At 60.0% G+C, this 16415-nt stretch carries 13 protein-coding genes; 6 read left to right on the top strand and 7 right to left on the bottom strand.

The genetic code is table 11. The annotated features are described in order from the left end of the window. Window positions 1-31: 31 nt before the first annotated feature. The 3 genes from AT395_RS16075 to AT395_RS16065 form a co-directional block, all read right to left on the bottom strand. Window positions 32-1600, bottom strand: coding sequence for a DUF1254 domain-containing protein (locus AT395_RS16075; RefSeq protein WP_082117951.1), 1569 nt, complete (start codon window positions 1598-1600; stop codon window positions 32-34). Between the two features lie 121 nt (window positions 1601-1721). Further along, complete coding sequence (locus AT395_RS16070) at window positions 1722-2021, bottom strand: YXWGXW repeat-containing protein (protein WP_042116588.1); 300 nt, start codon at window positions 2019-2021, stop codon at window positions 1722-1724. 163 nt (window positions 2022-2184) lie between these two features. Next, complete coding sequence (locus AT395_RS16065; RefSeq protein WP_312024212.1) at window positions 2185-3141, bottom strand: acid phosphatase; 957 nt, start codon at window positions 3139-3141, stop codon at window positions 2185-2187. 478 nt (window positions 3142-3619) lie between these two features. On the opposite strand from AT395_RS16065, the gene AT395_RS16060 reads away from it, so the two are divergent. From AT395_RS16060 to AT395_RS16045, 4 genes are all read left to right on the top strand, one after another. Further along, on the top strand, window positions 3620-4408 hold the full coding sequence (locus AT395_RS16060) for a response regulator transcription factor (RefSeq protein WP_048629746.1): 789 nt from the start codon (window positions 3620-3622) through the stop codon (window positions 4406-4408). A gap of 322 nt (window positions 4409-4730) precedes the next feature. Further along, window positions 4731-5762, top strand: coding sequence for a helix-turn-helix domain-containing protein (locus AT395_RS16055; protein ID WP_042116585.1), 1032 nt, complete (start codon window positions 4731-4733; stop codon window positions 5760-5762). After that, entirely contained in the window at window positions 5759-6625 is an 867-nt protein-coding gene (locus tag AT395_RS16050) for a response regulator transcription factor (protein ID WP_048629745.1), read from the top strand. The genes AT395_RS16055 and AT395_RS16050 overlap by 4 nt, the downstream gene beginning before the upstream one ends. Before the next feature lie 201 nt (window positions 6626-6826). Continuing rightward, window positions 6827-7996 (top strand): helix-turn-helix domain-containing protein, encoded by a 1170-nt coding sequence (locus AT395_RS16045; protein ID WP_048629744.1) that lies wholly within the window; start codon window positions 6827-6829, stop codon window positions 7994-7996. A 14-nt stretch (window positions 7997-8010) separates the two neighbouring features. On the opposite strand, the gene AT395_RS16040 is transcribed toward AT395_RS16045, so the two are convergent. Both AT395_RS16040 and AT395_RS16035 read right to left on the bottom strand, forming a co-directional pair. Next, complete coding sequence (locus AT395_RS16040) at window positions 8011-10680, bottom strand: AAA family ATPase (protein WP_048629743.1); 2670 nt, start codon at window positions 10678-10680, stop codon at window positions 8011-8013. 316 nt (window positions 10681-10996) lie between these two features. Further along, the gene (locus AT395_RS16035; RefSeq protein WP_042116581.1) at window positions 10997-11584 is read right to left on the bottom strand and encodes a BPSL1445 family SYLF domain-containing lipoprotein; all 588 of its coding nucleotides are present in this window, start codon (window positions 11582-11584) and stop codon (window positions 10997-10999) included. Window positions 11585-12444: 860 nt separating this feature from the next. On the opposite strand from AT395_RS16035, the gene AT395_RS16030 reads away from it, so the two are divergent. Further along, a complete protein-coding gene (locus tag AT395_RS16030; RefSeq protein ID WP_048629742.1) occupies window positions 12445-13356 on the top strand; it encodes a SphA family protein in 912 nt (303 codons plus the stop codon). Between the two features lie 84 nt (window positions 13357-13440). On the opposite strand, the gene AT395_RS16025 is transcribed toward AT395_RS16030, so the two are convergent. Then, window positions 13441-14334, bottom strand: a complete 894-nt coding sequence (locus AT395_RS16025) for a LysR family transcriptional regulator (protein WP_042116577.1) — start codon at window positions 14332-14334, stop codon at window positions 13441-13443. Window positions 14335-14463: 129 nt separating this feature from the next. Here AT395_RS16025 and AT395_RS16020 point away from each other — a divergent pair, with 129 nt between their 5' ends. Next, entirely contained in the window at window positions 14464-14913 is a 450-nt protein-coding gene (locus AT395_RS16020) for a (R)-mandelonitrile lyase (RefSeq protein WP_042116576.1), read from the top strand. A gap of 172 nt (window positions 14914-15085) precedes the next feature. Here AT395_RS16020 and tcuC read toward each other — a convergent pair whose 3' ends face one another. Then, window positions 15086-16405, bottom strand: coding sequence for an MFS transporter (gene tcuC / locus AT395_RS16015; protein WP_042116575.1), 1320 nt, complete (start codon window positions 16403-16405; stop codon window positions 15086-15088). Window positions 16406-16415: the final 10 nt, after the last annotated feature.

The raw sequence follows: 16415 nt of genomic DNA, 5'->3' as shown, positions 1-16415 counted from the left end.
TCCTTTCGCGGATGACACCGTTCGCTAGTCCTTATTCCACTTCTTCGATTTCACCCGGTTTCCACGTCTTGTCGAACCACGGCTCAAGCGGTCCGTAGAGTCGCAGAATCGTGAACCAGCCCTTGCCGGGCACCGTTTGCATCCAATTGGCTTCCTTACCCTTGGGGGCGGCCGGTCCGAAGTAGAGATCGACCGACCCGTCGGCGTTGGCGATCAGCTTGTCACGCTTGTTGTTCTTGCTGGGGAACGGTTGCGAGGTCTGGAGTTCGGAGCGGGTCTGCGGATCGTAGACGACCACTGACCAGAAGTCCTTTGCGGGCACGTTCTTGGGAATGCGCAGCCGATAGTACTTCGCACCATCCAGGGGCTTGCCTGTCGAGTCGTTGCTGGCAACGGCATACTGCGAACCTGCACCGACCAGTTTCGCTGCCATGGCCGGCGTGTTGACGGTCGCGACATAGAAGAAGTTCGTGCGCGCATCGAGGTCGCGCCCGGAGAGGCCGTCACCGCCGAGCCAGCGATAGTCGTCACCGATAAAGCTGATGCGCCATGCACTGTTGGGGTACAGCGCCGCACGGGGATCGCGACTGCGGAAGCTGATGGACCGGGCGGTGGCATTGCCGACGGCGACCGCGTCGGTAAGAATCTTCGTCATCCGTTCATCGGGTGAGAATGTCTTGCCTTTTCGGATGCCGATCGACGCAGCGAGGCCTCGCAGTTCGGGATCGATGAAGCCGATGGGTTCCTTCTGAATCACGTGATCGAGTTCTTCGAAGAACGCGAAGGTGTTGGCGTGCACGGTGTTGAAGGCTTGCTTGGAGGAGTTGATGAACTCCATCTTCGGCGGATTCTTTGCGCGGCTCAGCGAGTAGACCTTGAAGCCGTTACGGAACATCTTCGACGCCGCGTCGGGTTTGCCGTTCACCAGGAATCCGCGCAGGACTACGAAGTTCACATAGGAGGGGGAGCGCGAGATGAAGTACTCGCCACCGTCCTTCACATCCTTGGGGAGCTTGCCGGTGTAGTCCGGCGGCACGATCAGATACTTGCCCCCCTTGCCGCGATCCGGCCCGGGAGCGCCCATGTCGACGACAAATCGGAAGAACGCGTCGTTGACCGTTCCCGGACCGCTGCCCGGCGGGACCTCGACCACGGTTGGGCCGTCGGTCTGCAAGTCGAGCATGGAGAAGGCGTAGACCGTGTCGGTGTTGGCGGTGAGCAGAAGCGGATTGGAATCGGCCAGTTGATCGTAGATCGTGGCCTGATGGCTCTTGGTGGCACCCAATGCAACCGTCGAGCGACGGATGGCTTCGATGCTCGCCGCAGGCATGAGATTGAGGAACACCTCCACGCCGCGCAGGAAGTCGAGGTTGTCGAAGGCTAGCTGGGCGGTCTCTTTCGTCGGCACGCCGTCGACGAAGTTGAGCGTGCCGATTCGGGTCTGCACGGTATCCGGCGTCAGGATTTCCGGCGGAATGTAGGTGTTGAACCCACGTGTGGGCGCAGCGTCATCGGGAGCCTTTTGCGCGTAGACACCCGGGGCACAAAGTGCGCCGATGAGGGTAGCCGTGACAAGGCTACGGGTACGGTTGAATATCATTCGATTCCCCCTTTGGAGTTGTGGCTAAAGCGATGCATTTGTCGGGCTTTTGGCGCGCGTGCCCAGGTGATCGCCATCGGCGCGACCGGGCTCGTCGATCGGTGAGACTGGCGGCGCTGATTTAGTCCCAGTGACCCGGAATCCATCGCCAATTCGCACCGAAGCGAATCCAATGGCCGGGGATCCAGTGATGTCCGGCGCGCACCGCTTGCCAGTGGCCCGGCTCCCAGACGTACCCGCCTGGGGCCCAGCGCCAATGGCCCGGGTCCCAGACATAACCTGCGCGTGGGGCTGGCACGACTTCCACGCGCGCGGCGGGCGGCTCGTGGGGCGCGATGATGATCGTTTCCGCGACGGCAATGCCGCTAGCGAGTGTGAGCGCTGCGGCGGTGAGCCACGCACGAACGGACTGCTTTGTCATAACGACGACAATTCCTTGTTGACGGTCGGCGGAACCGGGTGGCACCCATTCCGCCATCGGAGCTCACCGGTGAGGCGTTAGCGAGCCCGATAGTGGGGCGCGACGCCCCGTCTCTTTCGGTGTGCTCGCCTTGGTAGTCGAGCGAGCGCATCCGAGGGCGTTGTTATTGAGCAGACAGGGCTGCGTCTTCTGCGCCGCAGTCGAGCGCCGGCGCTGAACGCTTGGCTCGTGCGGTTTGAACTTCCTTGCGAGCGGCCTTCACATCGGCGAGAAATTCCGCATTGGTATGGAGCTTCGCCACCGTGGCGGCGCCCATCGTGCGTCCGGCGTCCACGTCGCTTTGCCAATGGGCATTGCAGACAACTCGGCTTTGGCCGAACGCCAGGCCACGTTTGAGCAGTGCGTCGGCGCGATCCGGGCTGATTTCAGCCAAAACCAGTGCCCATGCCCAGCCCGCGGACGTGTGGCCCGACGGGTAGGAGCCGTCATGACGCAGCAATGGTTCCTGCTCGGGCATACATGTCCCTTCGTTGTGGACTACGAAGGGACGAGTGCGGTTGTATTTGTTCTTGACACCATAGGTCGACATCCCTGCATCGGTCAGTACCCGCTCCATCAGGTGATAGAGGCGAGGCGTTTTCTTTTGATCGATGTCGACGCCCATTGCGCAAGAGAAGTTCTTGGCTGGCTGTGGAAACACCAGATCGGCGTCGAGACGCGCGATATCGGCGCGCGTCTTGCCGCGCAACGGCACGGTGGCTTCCCGCGCGGCTTCGTCGCGGGCGAGTGCGGCACTCCCTTCGGCCGGTGGCGGCCCGAGCAATTCAAGACTGTCCGGCAAGTCCTTTGGCGGGAGATAGCCGGCCGCGAACTTGAAGTGCGGATCGGTGATTTTCGGATTTGGCGAGCTGTCTGAAGCGGTCGCCGCTGCGCTGACAAGACTCAGAAGCGCGACGCCGAGCATGCACGTCAATGGGGGATTTTTAAAGCGCATAGATGAGGGTTCTCGCTTCAACGTGATTGAAAATTGATCGCGCATTGAGCATGGAATAGCCGGTGTCTTGCCGTAAAGAAAAGGAGCTTGCTTATCTATTCGCTCGCAAAAATAGCGACCTAACATTCGGTGGCACGCTTCACGGCAATGGTTCCCGGACTGTACCCCGGCCGCTTTCGGCAGATACGGGGTTGGTGTCCAAATGAGTCAAATTGGCGATAAGAATGAGACGAATTCGAGACGTGCTCGCCGTGACGGGTAGTGAGGGGCGTTTCTGGCCAGGGACTCTGACGTGGACACTTGTAAGGAAGATGTTGCTATCGCAGTCCATCGCCTTTAGAACGAATTGGTGGCAGCTGGCCCAAATACTCGGGAGAGGACGATTTATCTCCCGGCGATGTCGTGCTGGGCAGGGTGCCGATATCAAACATTTCGTGCCAGCTATCAAACGCGACGCCTGTTGCCTGAATGTATAAAGCGAATCGTCCGAACTCGCTGGATTCCCCGAATGGGCGAGCGAATGATGAACGGACTACGAAACAGACAGGCTGGTTTTTTTCGCGCACCGAAGCATGGCGTCGCGGGGCGAGCCGGAGGATAAACGGTGTTTGCATTGATACTGACTGAGTCGGCGTTTCTCGACGCGGACACGTCGCCGGTCGTGACACCTTCACGCTCGGACCACGCGAAGGTTGAGGCACTCGCACGCTCGATAGTGGGAGACGGGCATTACGTCCTGAGATTTCATGTGCTCGAAAAGGCACTTGCCGCCATTGAGAATGGGGTTCCGGACGTCGTCGTGATTGATTTTCAGAGGGTGGGCTGGGCCTCGCTTGAACAGATCGGGGTCGTGCATCTGCGCAATCCGTCCGTACCGATTCTGGTGATTGGCGTTCGAATGACCGATCACGAAGTCGTGATGGCGCTCGACGCCGGTGCCAGCGAATGTGTCGATGCCTCCTGCGCACCGTCAGTCTTTCTGGCACGTCTGCGCGCACTGGTGCGAAGGCCACTCCAAAACACGCGCCGTCCCGCACATATTCAAATCGGGGCTTACGAATTGTGCATTGCCACGCGTTCCGTGCTGGTGGCGGGGCGTCCCGTCGCGTTGACGGATCTCGAATTCGATGTCGCCTGGACACTCTTCTCCAACTTCGAGCGAACTGTCCCCAGAGAAGCGCTCTTGCGAAATGTCTGGCGTCTGAATGTCGACCGGGACACTCGCCGCATCGACGTTCTGGTGGTCAGGCTACGAAACAAGCTGAAGTTCAGCGTCACGGGTGAGTTGCAACTGACCGCTGTACGCGGGCAAGGGTACCGGATTCTGCGTTCGGCAAAACCTCTCGATGACGATCACGTGTGGTCTCCCGTTTCGCTGCGAACGCACCAGTGAGGTTCGGTTTGCCCATTTCGCCCACCCCGACGGTTTAGCGGCGAACTGTGGCCCAAGCGGTAATGCCCGAATTGCCGATCTCGACGTGGTCTTTCGCGAATTCGGTTCCCGGTGAGACGGTAATTCAATATCGTTTTTGGGTTCTTCAAAGAGGATGGCGAGAAACATTCATTAGGCTTGCAGATTGCGGGAACGGATACATTGCTGACTGTCGTTTTTTGCCGAGGCGATAAGCCATCGACCGGCTTTTTCGTGCGCTTTGGCGTGGAATACGGATGACGGGAGACAAAAAAGGCGGAATTCTGAGACGCCAGGGCGAGTCATGTTCTCCGATGTTGACGACAATGCTCCCATGATCCTTGATGTGCCGTTCGGCCGGATCGATGGTGTGCGGCAGCAACCACGGACGCGTTACGGTGGGGGCGTGCTACACGGCAAGGCGCAGACTTATCGGCTTCCGATAGCGAGCGTGTCTGGCTTGTATCAACGGGGAGACGCCATGCAACGGCAATCGCAATCCGGTCGCTACGTGTTGGTTGACAGCGGCATCGGCCACCTGATGGGGATCAGGGAAAGTGCAAACTTGAGCGGCATCGTCCTGCGCACAGTGCGCAGCGTGACTGAGGCTCTGGAGAGCTGCCTGACGGGCGAATTGCCCGATCTGGTGCTTGTCGGGGTTCGGGATGCTAACGTTGATGCGATTTCCAGGTGTCATGACGTGTTGCGGCAGCGCGATGCACCGATCATTGCGTTCGGCCCCGAACAGGAACCCGCATTACGGGTGCGGTGCTTCCGGGCTGGCGCTGTCGACTACATCGACGCGAGTGCATCGGCCAGGGAATTAGACTTGCGTATCGGAATGCATATCAAGAATCGGTGGCAGATTGCTGACGTTGCAGCCTCGCGGGAGATTCGGGAAATCACGGGCTCACGCAAACAGGAAATCTGCCAACTGGCGGTGAAATACCTTTCACAAACCGAGATCGGCAACATTTCTCAGCAGTTGCTGGCCTCGCGTATCGGAGTTTCTGTCGGTCACCTTGACACCGCCTTCCGGAGCGTTATGGGCTATAGCGTTGTGCGATTTCTTCGGCGGCGCCGGATGGACATTGCCCGGATGTTGCTTGAGGAAAGCCTCATGAGCGTCACGGCTATCGCCGAACTGCTGGGCTTTTGCGATGGTGCCAACTTTGCGACGGCATTCCGGCAAGAGACTGGAAAAACGCCATCCGAATACCGATTTGGACGGAGCGGAGCGCGCCAAAGCGGGAACGTCGCCACGGCGACAAGCCGGAAGTCGGTGGCTGGTACTTCTCAGTGGCGGGGAGGCGAGCGAGAGGGAGCGGCGCCATGATGAACGCGCTACCTGCCTTCGGGCCTCATTTCTCACAGGAAAACGGGGGCAGAACCGCCGCCAACGCAGCGGTACGTGCCTCAATCTGGATATTGAATGAGCGCCCCGGTGCGTTCAAAGAGGTGATTGGCGAACTGCGCGCTCAACTTTTCAACGTGAGGGAAGTGAGCGATGGCTGGACGAGCTATTACGAGGCGCTTGTCTCTCCGCCGACGGCGTTTGTTGTCGATGGTGCCTTGGCTGGAATGGATGCAAGGGCCTTTTGTTGTCTGGTGAGCGGTGCGGCACGTCTTCGTGGCGTCCCCATCATCTACGTCGATGCGCAGGGGGCTAGCGAGACCCGCAGCCGAGCATTGGCTTCCGGGGCCTCCGATTGCATCGTGTCCCCCTTCATGCCCGAGGAATTGATCGCGCGGGTGCGTGTGCAATTGCGTATCGTACGCGGTGCCAACAATCCGGCGGAACCCGAGCGGGCTGATCGTGCATCGCGGAACACCCGTATCGCAATGACGTTGATCAATGGAGGACGCATCGCCGACATCAATGCGAAGACGCTGGCAAGCGCCGTGGGCGCCAGTGATCGCCGGTTGTCGCGGGACTTCAGGGAAAAGCTGGGGGTTTCGGTGTCCGAGCATCTGAGACGGGAGAAGCTGGGGCGCGCGGCGTGGTTGCTGCAGCACTCCGGTATTTCGATTACGGATGTCGCACATGAGGTCGGCTTCCGAAGCCCGTGCAATTTTAGTGTCGCCTTCAAGAATCACATGGGTCTGACGCCATCTCAATTCCGTGCGGATCGGCAGTCTTCAATGGCAGATAAGCGGCGCGAGGAAAATTCGCTTTGGGCAGCGAAACAAAGGAAGTGACGGGGTGGGAAAAAAAGATGTTGCAAAAATGCGCCCTGATGCTTAGTTAAGCGAGTTTTGTGGTATTTGTTCTCATCGCCTGTCAAATGAAATTCCCTATATTTCTGTAAGTGCCACCGAAGATGGGTTCTGTTGAAGACAGCCAGAACATTCTGTCTTCAGGTTCCGCATATGACGCGTTGGCACTAAGGAAAATAACGCATGCTCACTAACCTTGTATCGGACGCGTACGGCTTGCAGTCGACTAGCGGCGTGACGTTTTCGACGGCCTATCTGTTGCCGGAGGAGCGTAACGACGCGTGCCGCAAGCTCATTAGCCCGTTTTTCGACGCACGTCACATCAAGAGTGAAAAAGGGGGAAATCTCGAGGGCGCGTTGACGTCGACGCACATCGGCCGGTTGTTGATAGGCGAGACGGCGTTTAATTCACAGCGACATGAGCGAAGCCGGAAATTGGCGTTGAGCAGCAGTCTCGACCAGTACCTGATTCAGTTATTTGTTTCGGGCTCGCTGGATGGTGATTGCGACGGCAGGCCTGTCGCCGTTCGTCCGGGCGACATCATCGCCATGGATCTCTCTCGCGTTGCCAATACACAGATCAGCCCCGGTGCAACGGTAAGTTTGATCGTCCCGCGCGAGGCGATCGACAAAGCGACCGGCGGACGAAGCATCCATGGAACCGTCATCAAGGCGGAACAAGCTGTCACGCGATTACTTGCCAGCTTTCTCATTAGTTTGTCGGATGTTGCCGCCGGAATCGAAGGAGACGAAGCGCTGGGTGTCGAGAGCGGTGCGGTGACTCTGCTTGCCGAGATTCTGGCCAGGAAATCCGAGGCGGCACGATTCAACGAAGACTCGGTGCTCTCGCGCGTGCTGCGCACGCAAGTCCTCTCCTATATCAATGCCAATCTCACGTCACCGTCATTGGGGCTGGATGCCATCATCGCGCGATTTCGCGTTTCGCGTGCCCATCTCTACCGCATTTTTGAGGCAGACGGCGGCATTGCAACGGTGATTCGCAATAAGCGGCTGGACGCTGCTTATCGGGCCTTGACGCAGGGCAACGGGCGGAGCGCCTTGTCCATTACACGCTTGGCTCACGAACTGGCGTTCTCCGGGAGTAACCATTTCCTGAGGGCATTCCGGGCGCGTTTCGGGGTGACACCGACGGAGGCGCGTGAGCAGGCCTTTTCCTTTGAGCTCGCTGATCAGGACGTTGCGAGCTTGTACTCGCATCTGTTGAATTACGCAAATCCTGCTTCGGACAATTTAGCGCGGCGAATCGCGACCCCGCTCAAGAAGCTGACGCCGTTTCCTGACGATTTTCTGAGCGCCACTGCGGCGGCCACTAGCGTCAAGACGCCAGGATAAGGGTGTGACAACGGTTAGTGTGCGGCGTTGGCTACGACATCGACGTCAAGCTGACCGTCGTGCGAAAGCGCCAGCGCTATACGCTGCGGTACCTTGCCCGAAACCCGGCTGGCGAGAATTTCACGAGATATTCTCGGCAGGATCTGCTGATTGATATACGTGTCAATGCCATGCGCGCCCGCATGCAACGAGAGGCAGCGGTGTGTCAACATCGTTACCAGCGCGTCGTCCGAGACCAGCGTCACGCCATGTTTATCCTTGAGGCGCTGCGCGATTTTTCCAATTTTCAGTAGCACCACTTCCCTCAGCGCCGGTGTTTCGAGCGGACGGTACACCAGGATCTGGACGCGCGCGAGTAACGCGCTTGGGAACTGCGTCAACAACGCCGGCCGAGCCGCGTCTAACAGTGTTTCCTCTGACACATCCGGTTGCCCGGCGGCGATTGACGCTATTGCGTCGGCCCCTGCGCTCGACGTCATCAGGAAGATGCAGTGGCGGAAATCGATAGCACGTCCGTCGTCGTCACGAGTCACGCGGCCATCGAATACACGGCAGAGCAGGTCAAGAACGTCCCGGTGTGCATACTCAAGCTCGTCGAGCAGGACAACGCTGTACGGCCGCTGACGCACCGCTTCGGTCAGCACGCCTTCCAGACCATGTCCGGTGTCATTCGGCAGCGATCCCGTCAGCCGGAACACGCTGCGGGACTCTTTGTGCTCGGACAAGTCGAGAGGGATCAGCGCGGCCTCACTCCCGAACAGGATATCGGCCAGCGCCAACGCCGTCTCGGTCTTCCCGACCCCGGCAGGTCCGGTCAGAAGAAATACCCCGGACGGCGCGTGCGCCGGCGCAAACCCGGCGTTGGCAGTACGCAGACGCGCAACGAGCGCTTGAACGGCGCGCTGCTGACCCACGACACGCGAACCCAATAGGGTGTCGAGCGCGAGGAGATTGCGGGGCTCGTCGGTGACCAGATTGCCAACAGGAATTCCTGTCCACTCAGACACCACCTGCGCGACGACGTGCGCGTCGACGTCGGCGGCCACCAGCGGTGGCGAGTCCTGAGCCTGAGCCAATGCGCCGCAGGCGAGTGCCAATGCGCTGGCGTCTCGCGCCTCGGGCGCAGCGTCGCGCTGTACCCATATGGCATCGACGAGTTCGCGCTCGCTTGCGCAACGAATGCGAACGTCGGTCGCTGCGGCTCTGGCGGCAAGAAGTGAGCTCTCAAGGTCCTTCAATCGTCTGGACGCGTCGACGCTTCCTTCGGCAACATCGAATTCAAGTGTGGCTTGCTCGATTTCGAGTGCGTTGACAGTGGCCGAGGCGCGCTGAAGCGCCGCTGGTGCGACATCCAATGCCATTCTTACGCGACCGGCCGCCGTATCAAGCAAATCGAAGGCTTTCTCCGGCAACTTGCGCGCTGGAATGTAGCGGCGTGCGAGTTTGACGGCGGCCACCAGCGCTTCGTCGCGCACATGGACTCGATGGAAGGTCGCGTAGTGCCACTTGAGTCCGCGCAGCATCAGACATGCGGCGTCGTCGTCCGGCTCGTTGACCTCAATGATCTGGCAACAACGTGTCAGTGTGGCATTGTGCTCGACGATGGTTTTGTATTCGGTCCACGTTGTCGTTGCAATCGTTTGGACGCCACCGCGCGCGAGCACGCGCCGGAATAGATTCCCTGCGGCTGGCCCGTTGGACGCACTACGCGAATCGCAGAGCGTATGGACTTCGTCAATGAACAGAAGTACCGGCTCCGCAAGCGCTTTTACGGCGTCGATGACGGTATTCAGTTGTTGCTCGAATTTCCCTTCGCCTTCGGCTGTGGCCCGCAATGAATCGAGGTTGAGTGTCAGGATACGAATATCGCTGAGGACATTCGGCACGTCGCCGTTGGCCACGCGAAGTGCCAGGCCGTCCACCAAAGCGGTTTTGCCTACGCCAGGATCGCCGACCAGGATCGGGTTGTTTCTCTGGCTTTTGGCTAATACTTCGACCAACTGCTGAACCTCCCGGTCGCGCCCGAAGACCGCGTCAAGTTCTCCATCCCGGGCTTGCTTCGTGAGGTCTGTCGTGTAGCGTGGCAGTGCGGCGGCCTCCCATGCCTTGTCGATATCATTAGCCGAGGCCGAGCCGGGGAAATGCCCTTTGGATAGTCTTTCGGGCAGAAACGGCATTTGCAGCATCGATTCGACGACCGCCGAGGGAGCGCTAAAGGGCTGCTGCGTTTCGCATGTGTCGGTGCCAAGTTGAGGGATGAGCTTGCCGATTTGAGCACTGCTGAAACTCAACTGCGGCCAGAGCGAGGGGGCGCGCAGCACTTGCGGTAAGTCGATGATGACCTGAAGCAAGTGAGCCGAACGGACCGGCCAGTGCGCGTTGTCTGCGCAGGCATGAAGCAGACTCACCAGTTGAGGTGACAGGATTGGGTCTTTTCGCAGATTTCGCGGCAGTCGGTCAACGGTGGACATCAGGACGTTCCAGAGGAGATCGACGTCGATGCCATAGTGATTCATGATGGCGGGGATATCGCCATCGCCGGCCTCAAGGAGCGTCAGCACCCAATGTTCGACCGTGATCTCGTCGGATAGCCTTAGCCGGCAAAGGCTCGCGGCTGCCTCGAGTGCCATCGCACAGTGGGTGTTGAGGCGTTGCAGCATGGGAGTGGTATCGCGAGTTGTCATGTCGGGCACGCAAGAAATCCGGGAGGACGTGGGGGCTGCAAATTCTCTGGGTTCGCGCGGGAGATGCGCTAGTCCGTCTTCGCCAAACCGCGTAACCCAGGCCGGCCGCCGCGCATCGGCGGATGCACTCGGCACCGTATGGATCCGGCGCCATGACCTACATTAGCAATGCCCGCCGCACCTCGCCTTTGATCTTCTGAAAAGGCCGTTTGATCTCGTTCCCGACGTGCCCGGATTCCCCGCTGCGTTGCGCAGCACCGGCTCGGGCATTTGCGCAGTGGCCAGCTTCGGCCCCTGCGCATGCCCATCGCTGCCCCTAGATCTTGAGCTTCGTGACCTTCGTGCCGTTGATCGACACGTCGCCCATCAGGCCGGTATTTGTCATTACGACTACCTGGACGGGGGCGGTAGCGGTAGTCGTGTCGAGCGCACCGTTTGCGCCGACCTTCACGAGCGCGACCGAAGCGCCTGCACCTGCGGCCCAGCCGTCCGAATGACGAAACTCGTCGAGTGCGTTCTGCGTCATGAACAGGAAGACGATTGCCTTCGACTGCGCGCCAGCCTGGAGGCCGACCGACAGCGACGACGTGTTGTAGTAACCGACCGAACTGCCGCCAATGCGCAGTGCACCGTTACCAGACTGACCGCCGACGATGAAGCCGGCCTGGATCACTTCCGGGAAGACCAGCACGCCGCGAGACTTCGCGACAAGTTCGCGCGAGCCCTTGACCGTGGAATAGAGCCGCGACAGCGTTGCGTCGACGCTGGCGTCGATTGCCGCTCCCTTGGACGCACTTGTCGCAGCAGTGTCGGGCTTGTCGGAGGTGGTCGTGCAACCGGCGAGCGCAAGACTGCCGGCGACGAGTGCGGCTGCGACCATTAGCGTGGGGTTTCGTTTCTGCATCGTTCTTCCCTATCAGTTGTCATACACAGTCAATGAGTCTTCGCCACAAGGGCTGAACATGCGAACGAGGCGGGCAAAATCGGCCGGCGTCCTTGCTGGATTGCGCGTCGCTCATTCGTTCGTCAAACACAGAGAAAGACAGGAAGCCGTGGATTTTCGTGCGTCTTTAAGGCGCTCAGATCATTGACGCCCGAGCCTTCGTGCGGCTTCATCATCAGGACATCTAATTCTGTCACGCAGCTTTCTTGACACAAGATCCCGTCGTCTCATTTCCCTCTTCAATTCGTCTCGTTCGATGGTTTGATACTTGTCATCGCTCTGGATTTGAAACATTCTGATTCGACGTCTACCGTATGTAGCGCCCTTTGCCGTGCGACGCGTACAAGTTTGCGTGTCACTTTGTTCGCTCGCGTTTGCGCGTTGCCGGGGCGCAAGCGGTTGCCGAGCCAAAATGATTGGGCTGGGGGTGTGATTCAACGAAGTGCGACGATTATTCAAATACCGGTCCTCAAAACTTCCACTATTTTTCACGCACGAAAGGGCAAATGTCTGAATTGTCGGTCATCGATGTCTACGAGCGCATCGAGGTGGGGCGGCGGCAACTATGAATTGGGCGGTGTCCAATGGATTTGCCTTTGCCAGCCGGCCGACATTGTCCGCTTCCGGTAGGCGTTGCCGACAGCCTTTGCGCTTGACGCCGGCCTCCACCATTTCCGTTTATTTATCGACCGACGCCGGGCCAGGGTCCGGCGTTGACGCATGAGGACTTTCTCGTGATTTCACCGCGCCTGTTTCAACGGATTTCCCCGAAATCGACCTCGCTCAGACGGCCTGCCATTGTGTTGGGCGCCGCAACGCTTATGGTCGCGGCGGCGCCCGCCGAAGCCACGGAAGGGGCACTCGGGCGTCCGATGTCGGGCACGGCCGTTCAGTCCGGTATCGGAGTCGTGTTGCCCGAGCCGATCTGGATCGCAAACGTTTCGCAGATCTATTTCAACGGAAATGTCGGTGGAGACCGGCAGGTGCCGGTGGCGGGCAAGACGTCGTTAGGACTCGACGGGCAGATTGCTCTGACGCTTGCTACGTTAATGAAGACGTGGGAGACGGGCACCGGGGCATGGAATTTCGCATCGAGTTTCACGTTGCCTTACATGTGGACCAACGTGAAGGCGTCTCTTGGGGCCGGCAGCCACAACGCGACGACGTCACAGCGGGCGTCGAACCTGTTCGACATCAGCTTCGCGCCAATCATTGCCGGTTACCACTTCTCGCAGAACGACCATATCGCGTTCTCGCTCAACATCTGGGCGCCGACCGGGCGCTACGATGCGAACTCGTTGGCCAACACGGGTCTGAACAACTGGACGTTTATCCCTCAGGTGGCCTATACGAAGTATGTGCCCTCGTATGGACTGGAGTTCAACGTGGTGGCCGGCTTGCAGTTCTATACGCGCAATAACGCCACCGGCTATCAGAACGCGCCGCTGTTCACGCTCGACGCGATGGGGGTGAAGAAATTCTCGAATGGGGTGGGCGTCGGTCTTGTCGTGGGCACGACGCAGCAGCTTGGCAGTGACAGCGGCGTAACCGCCGATCGCCTGGGTGGGTTTCGCGGGCAAGACGTTGCGCTTGGGCCGATCGTGACCTACGACACGAAGATCGACGGCAAGCTGCCTCTCTCGTTCTCGGCGCGTTGGGTGCCGACCATTGCGAGCACGAACCGCTTCAAGAGCACGCAGACGTTCATGGCAACGGGCACGCTGATCTTCTAGCATCGCAGGCCGTCGATAGCAAAACACGCTTGTCGGGCGCTGCGCGCCGAGATCGCCCGGGCATACACGACCGGGCGACGTCTGTTAGCCGTCGAAGCGAAGCGTCTCGATCATCATGGATAGCACGGGGGAAAGCTGGCGCCGGTTGGCGTAGTAAAGATGATAGCCGGGCAGTCGCGGCCACCACGCTTGCAGCACGGGCACCAGCCTGCCATCGGCGATATGGGGCTCAATCAGATCGAGCGGCAAATACGCCAACCCCATGCCGTCGAGTGCAGCTTGCAGCATCAGGAAGGTGTTGTTGAAGACTGTCTGGCCGTCCACACGTACGTTGAGCGACTCTCCGTCTTTCTCGAAATCCCAGGCGTACAGACCGCCATGCGTCGGCAGGCGCAAATTGATACAACGATGTTCCGTGAGTTCGCGCGGCGTGACCGGAACAGATTTCCCCGCCAGATAAGCAGGCGAACCGGCAACTGCCATAGGGAAGTCGGGGCCGATGCGTACCGCAATCATGTCCTTGTCCACCTGATCGCCGACGCGTACGCCCGCATCGAAGCGATGCGCGGCGATATCGGTGAGCGCATAGTCCACGCTGCATTCCAGACGGACGTCCGGGTACTCGTGCAACAACGGCATGAGTCGCGGCCAAAGCACGGTGGCGATGGCGTGATCGTGTGCCGTGATGCGCACGGTGCCAGCCGGTTTATCCCGTAGCAACGTCAGCGACGCCAGCTCCGCTTCGATTTCGTCGAGCCGGGGCGCCAACGTCCCCAGCAAGCGCGCACCAGCCTCGGTGGTGGACACGCTGCGCGTGGTACGCGTGAGCAGGCGCACGCCTAGCCGAGCTTCCAACGCGAGCATGGCGTGACTCAACGCCGAGCGTGAAATGCCCAGTTGCGCGGCGGCTCGCGTGAAGCTGCGCTCGCGGGCAACCGTTACGAACGCTTGCAGATCGTTCAGATTCTCTCTTTGCATTGGTGAAATTCTTGCACCAGAGTATGCCGATTTTGCAATCTTCTCAAACAATTGGGGGGCTTGTACATTCGCCATATGTGCATGGCTTGCATGGGCAAGCCGCGTGAAAGCCACCTCAAGGAGTTGACCATGGAACTGAAGCGCGTCGGATCACAACCTTCCATCAAGGGCCCCGCCGAGTTTTTTACCGGTACGGTTCGCATCGACCCTCTGAACAACCCGCCGGCACCGGCGCGTGTGTCGTGTGCCAGTGTCACCTTCGAGCCCGGCGCACGTTCCGCGTGGCACACCCATCCGCTCGGCCAGACGCTCATTGTCACGGCCGGTTGCGGCTGGACCCAATGCGAAGGCGAGGAGATCGTCGAGATTCGTGCGGGCGATGTCATCTGGTGCCCGCCGGGTCACAAACACTGGCACGGTGCAACACCCACCACTTCGATGACGCATATCGCCGTTCAGGAAGCGCTCGACGGCAAGAACGTCGTGTGGCTGGAGCATGTCACCGATGCGCAATACACCGCCGGGCGTGACGGCCATGAACATAAGCGTCGGTCAGTCGAATCAGCCTTCAGCTCGTGATCTGCGCGTCTGGCATATGAGCGATCAGCCGCAGACGTGCCACGCTTCCGGCAGGATTGAGTGGCCTGCGTTGCTGCGCCAACTGGACCACATCGCCCTGTCTTGTTGCCGGTGACGACGCGAAAGCCCGGCGCGAAGCCGGGCTGACTGAAACGCGCCGATGTAAGGGCGATCAGGCCGACGATACCGCCGACGCGTTGCTGCCCTCGCGGCGGCGATACAGCCCGAGCGTCGCACACAAGCCGCAGAGCGCTGCGAAGCTCAGCCAGTAGCCCGGTGCGGCCTTGTCATGCAGGACCTGAATCAAATACGTCGATACCGCTGGCGTAAAGCCGCCGAACAGCGCCGTCGCGAGACTGAATGCCAGCGAGAAGCCCGCGACGCGCACTTCGACCGGCATCACTTCGATGAGCGCGGCGACCATCGCGCCGTTGTACATGCCGAAGAAGAACGAGAACCACAGCAGCACGATCAGCATGCGCGCGAAGCTCGGTGCATCGGCGAGCCAGGACAGCGCCGGATAAGCCGTGAAGATCGCCAGCACGGAAATGGCGAGCAACTGCGGCTTGCGGCCGATGCGGTCGGAGATCGCGCCGCCGATCGGCAGCCAGACGAAATTCGATGCGGCCACGAGCAGCGTCACCATCAGGCTGTCGGCGGCGGACAGGTTCAGCACTGACTTCCCGAATGTCGGCGTATAGACAGTGATGAGGTAGAAGGTGGTGGTGGTCATCGCCGTCAGCAGCATGCCGCCGATGACGGTGCGCCAGTTGCCGAGCAGCATCGCAAAAATCTCGCGCGCCTGCGGATGATGCCGCCGCGCTTCGAACGCTGCGGTCTCCTGCAGCGAACGGCGAAGGATGAACAGGAACGGCACGATCGCGCAGCCGATGAAAAACGGTACGCGCCAGCCCCATGCACTGATCTGCTGCGCGGACAGCCACTGGTTCAGCGCATAACCGATGGCCGCCGCTACGACGATAGCGACCTGCTGGCTCGCCGATTGCCAACTCGTGTAAAAGCCCTTGTTATCGGGCGTCGCCATTTCCGCGAGATAGACAGACACGCCGCCCAGTTCCGCACCCGCCGAGAAGCCCTGCAACAAACGCCCGAGGAGCACGAGCGCTGGCGCGAGCAGGCCAATGGTCGCGTACCCTGGCACGCAGGCAATCAGAATAGTGCCGCTCGCCATGATCGAGAGTGTCACGATCAGCCCGGTGCGCCGCCCGACCTTGTCGATGTACGCGCCGAGAAAGATTGCGCCGAGCGGACGCATCAGAAAGCCCGCGCCGAACACGGCGAAGGTGAGCATCAGCGAGGCAAACTCGCTGGTGGACGGGAAAAAGATCTTCGAGATCGATGTCGCGTAGAAGCCGAACAGAAAGAAATCGAACTGTTCGATGAAATTGCCGCTGGTCACGCGCAACACGGCGGCGGCCCTCGTCATGGGCGAAACGCCGGACGTAGCGGCGATCGGTTCTCTGCGGGTCATTTCGTCTCCT

The organism is Pandoraea apista (assembly GCF_001465595.2).
GTDB lineage: Bacteria > Pseudomonadota > Gammaproteobacteria > Burkholderiales > Burkholderiaceae > Pandoraea > Pandoraea apista.
The sequence above is the reverse complement of the archived record's forward strand: the minus strand, read 5'-3'. Positions and strand labels throughout refer to the sequence as shown.

Excerpts from the sequence above, each read along its gene's own strand:
- AT395_RS16075 (WP_082117951.1), bottom strand. The coding sequence starts at position 1,600 with ATGATATTCAACCGTACCCGTAGCCTTGTCACGGCTACCCTCATCGGC.
- AT395_RS16070 (WP_042116588.1), bottom strand. The coding sequence starts at position 2,021 with ATGACAAAGCAGTCCGTTCGTGCGTGGCTCACCGCCGCAGCGCTCACA.
- AT395_RS16065 (WP_312024212.1), bottom strand. The coding sequence starts at position 3,141 with ATGTTAGGTCGCTATTTTTGCGAGCGAATAGATAAGCAAGCTCCTTTT.
- AT395_RS16055 (WP_042116585.1), top strand. The coding sequence starts at position 4,731 with ATGTTCTCCGATGTTGACGACAATGCTCCCATGATCCTTGATGTGCCG.
- AT395_RS16050 (WP_048629745.1), top strand. The coding sequence starts at position 5,759 with ATGATGAACGCGCTACCTGCCTTCGGGCCTCATTTCTCACAGGAAAAC.
- AT395_RS16045 (WP_048629744.1), top strand. The coding sequence starts at position 6,827 with ATGCTCACTAACCTTGTATCGGACGCGTACGGCTTGCAGTCGACTAGC.
- AT395_RS16040 (WP_048629743.1), bottom strand. The coding sequence starts at position 10,680 with ATGACAACTCGCGATACCACTCCCATGCTGCAACGCCTCAACACCCAC.
- AT395_RS16035 (WP_042116581.1), bottom strand. The coding sequence starts at position 11,584 with ATGCAGAAACGAAACCCCACGCTAATGGTCGCAGCCGCACTCGTCGCC.
- AT395_RS16030 (WP_048629742.1), top strand. The coding sequence starts at position 12,445 with ATGGTCGCGGCGGCGCCCGCCGAAGCCACGGAAGGGGCACTCGGGCGT.
- AT395_RS16025 (WP_042116577.1), bottom strand. The coding sequence starts at position 14,334 with ATGCAAAGAGAGAATCTGAACGATCTGCAAGCGTTCGTAACGGTTGCC.
- AT395_RS16020 (WP_042116576.1), top strand. The coding sequence starts at position 14,464 with ATGGAACTGAAGCGCGTCGGATCACAACCTTCCATCAAGGGCCCCGCC.
- tcuC (WP_042116575.1), bottom strand. The coding sequence starts at position 16,405 with ATGACCCGCAGAGAACCGATCGCCGCTACGTCCGGCGTTTCGCCCATG.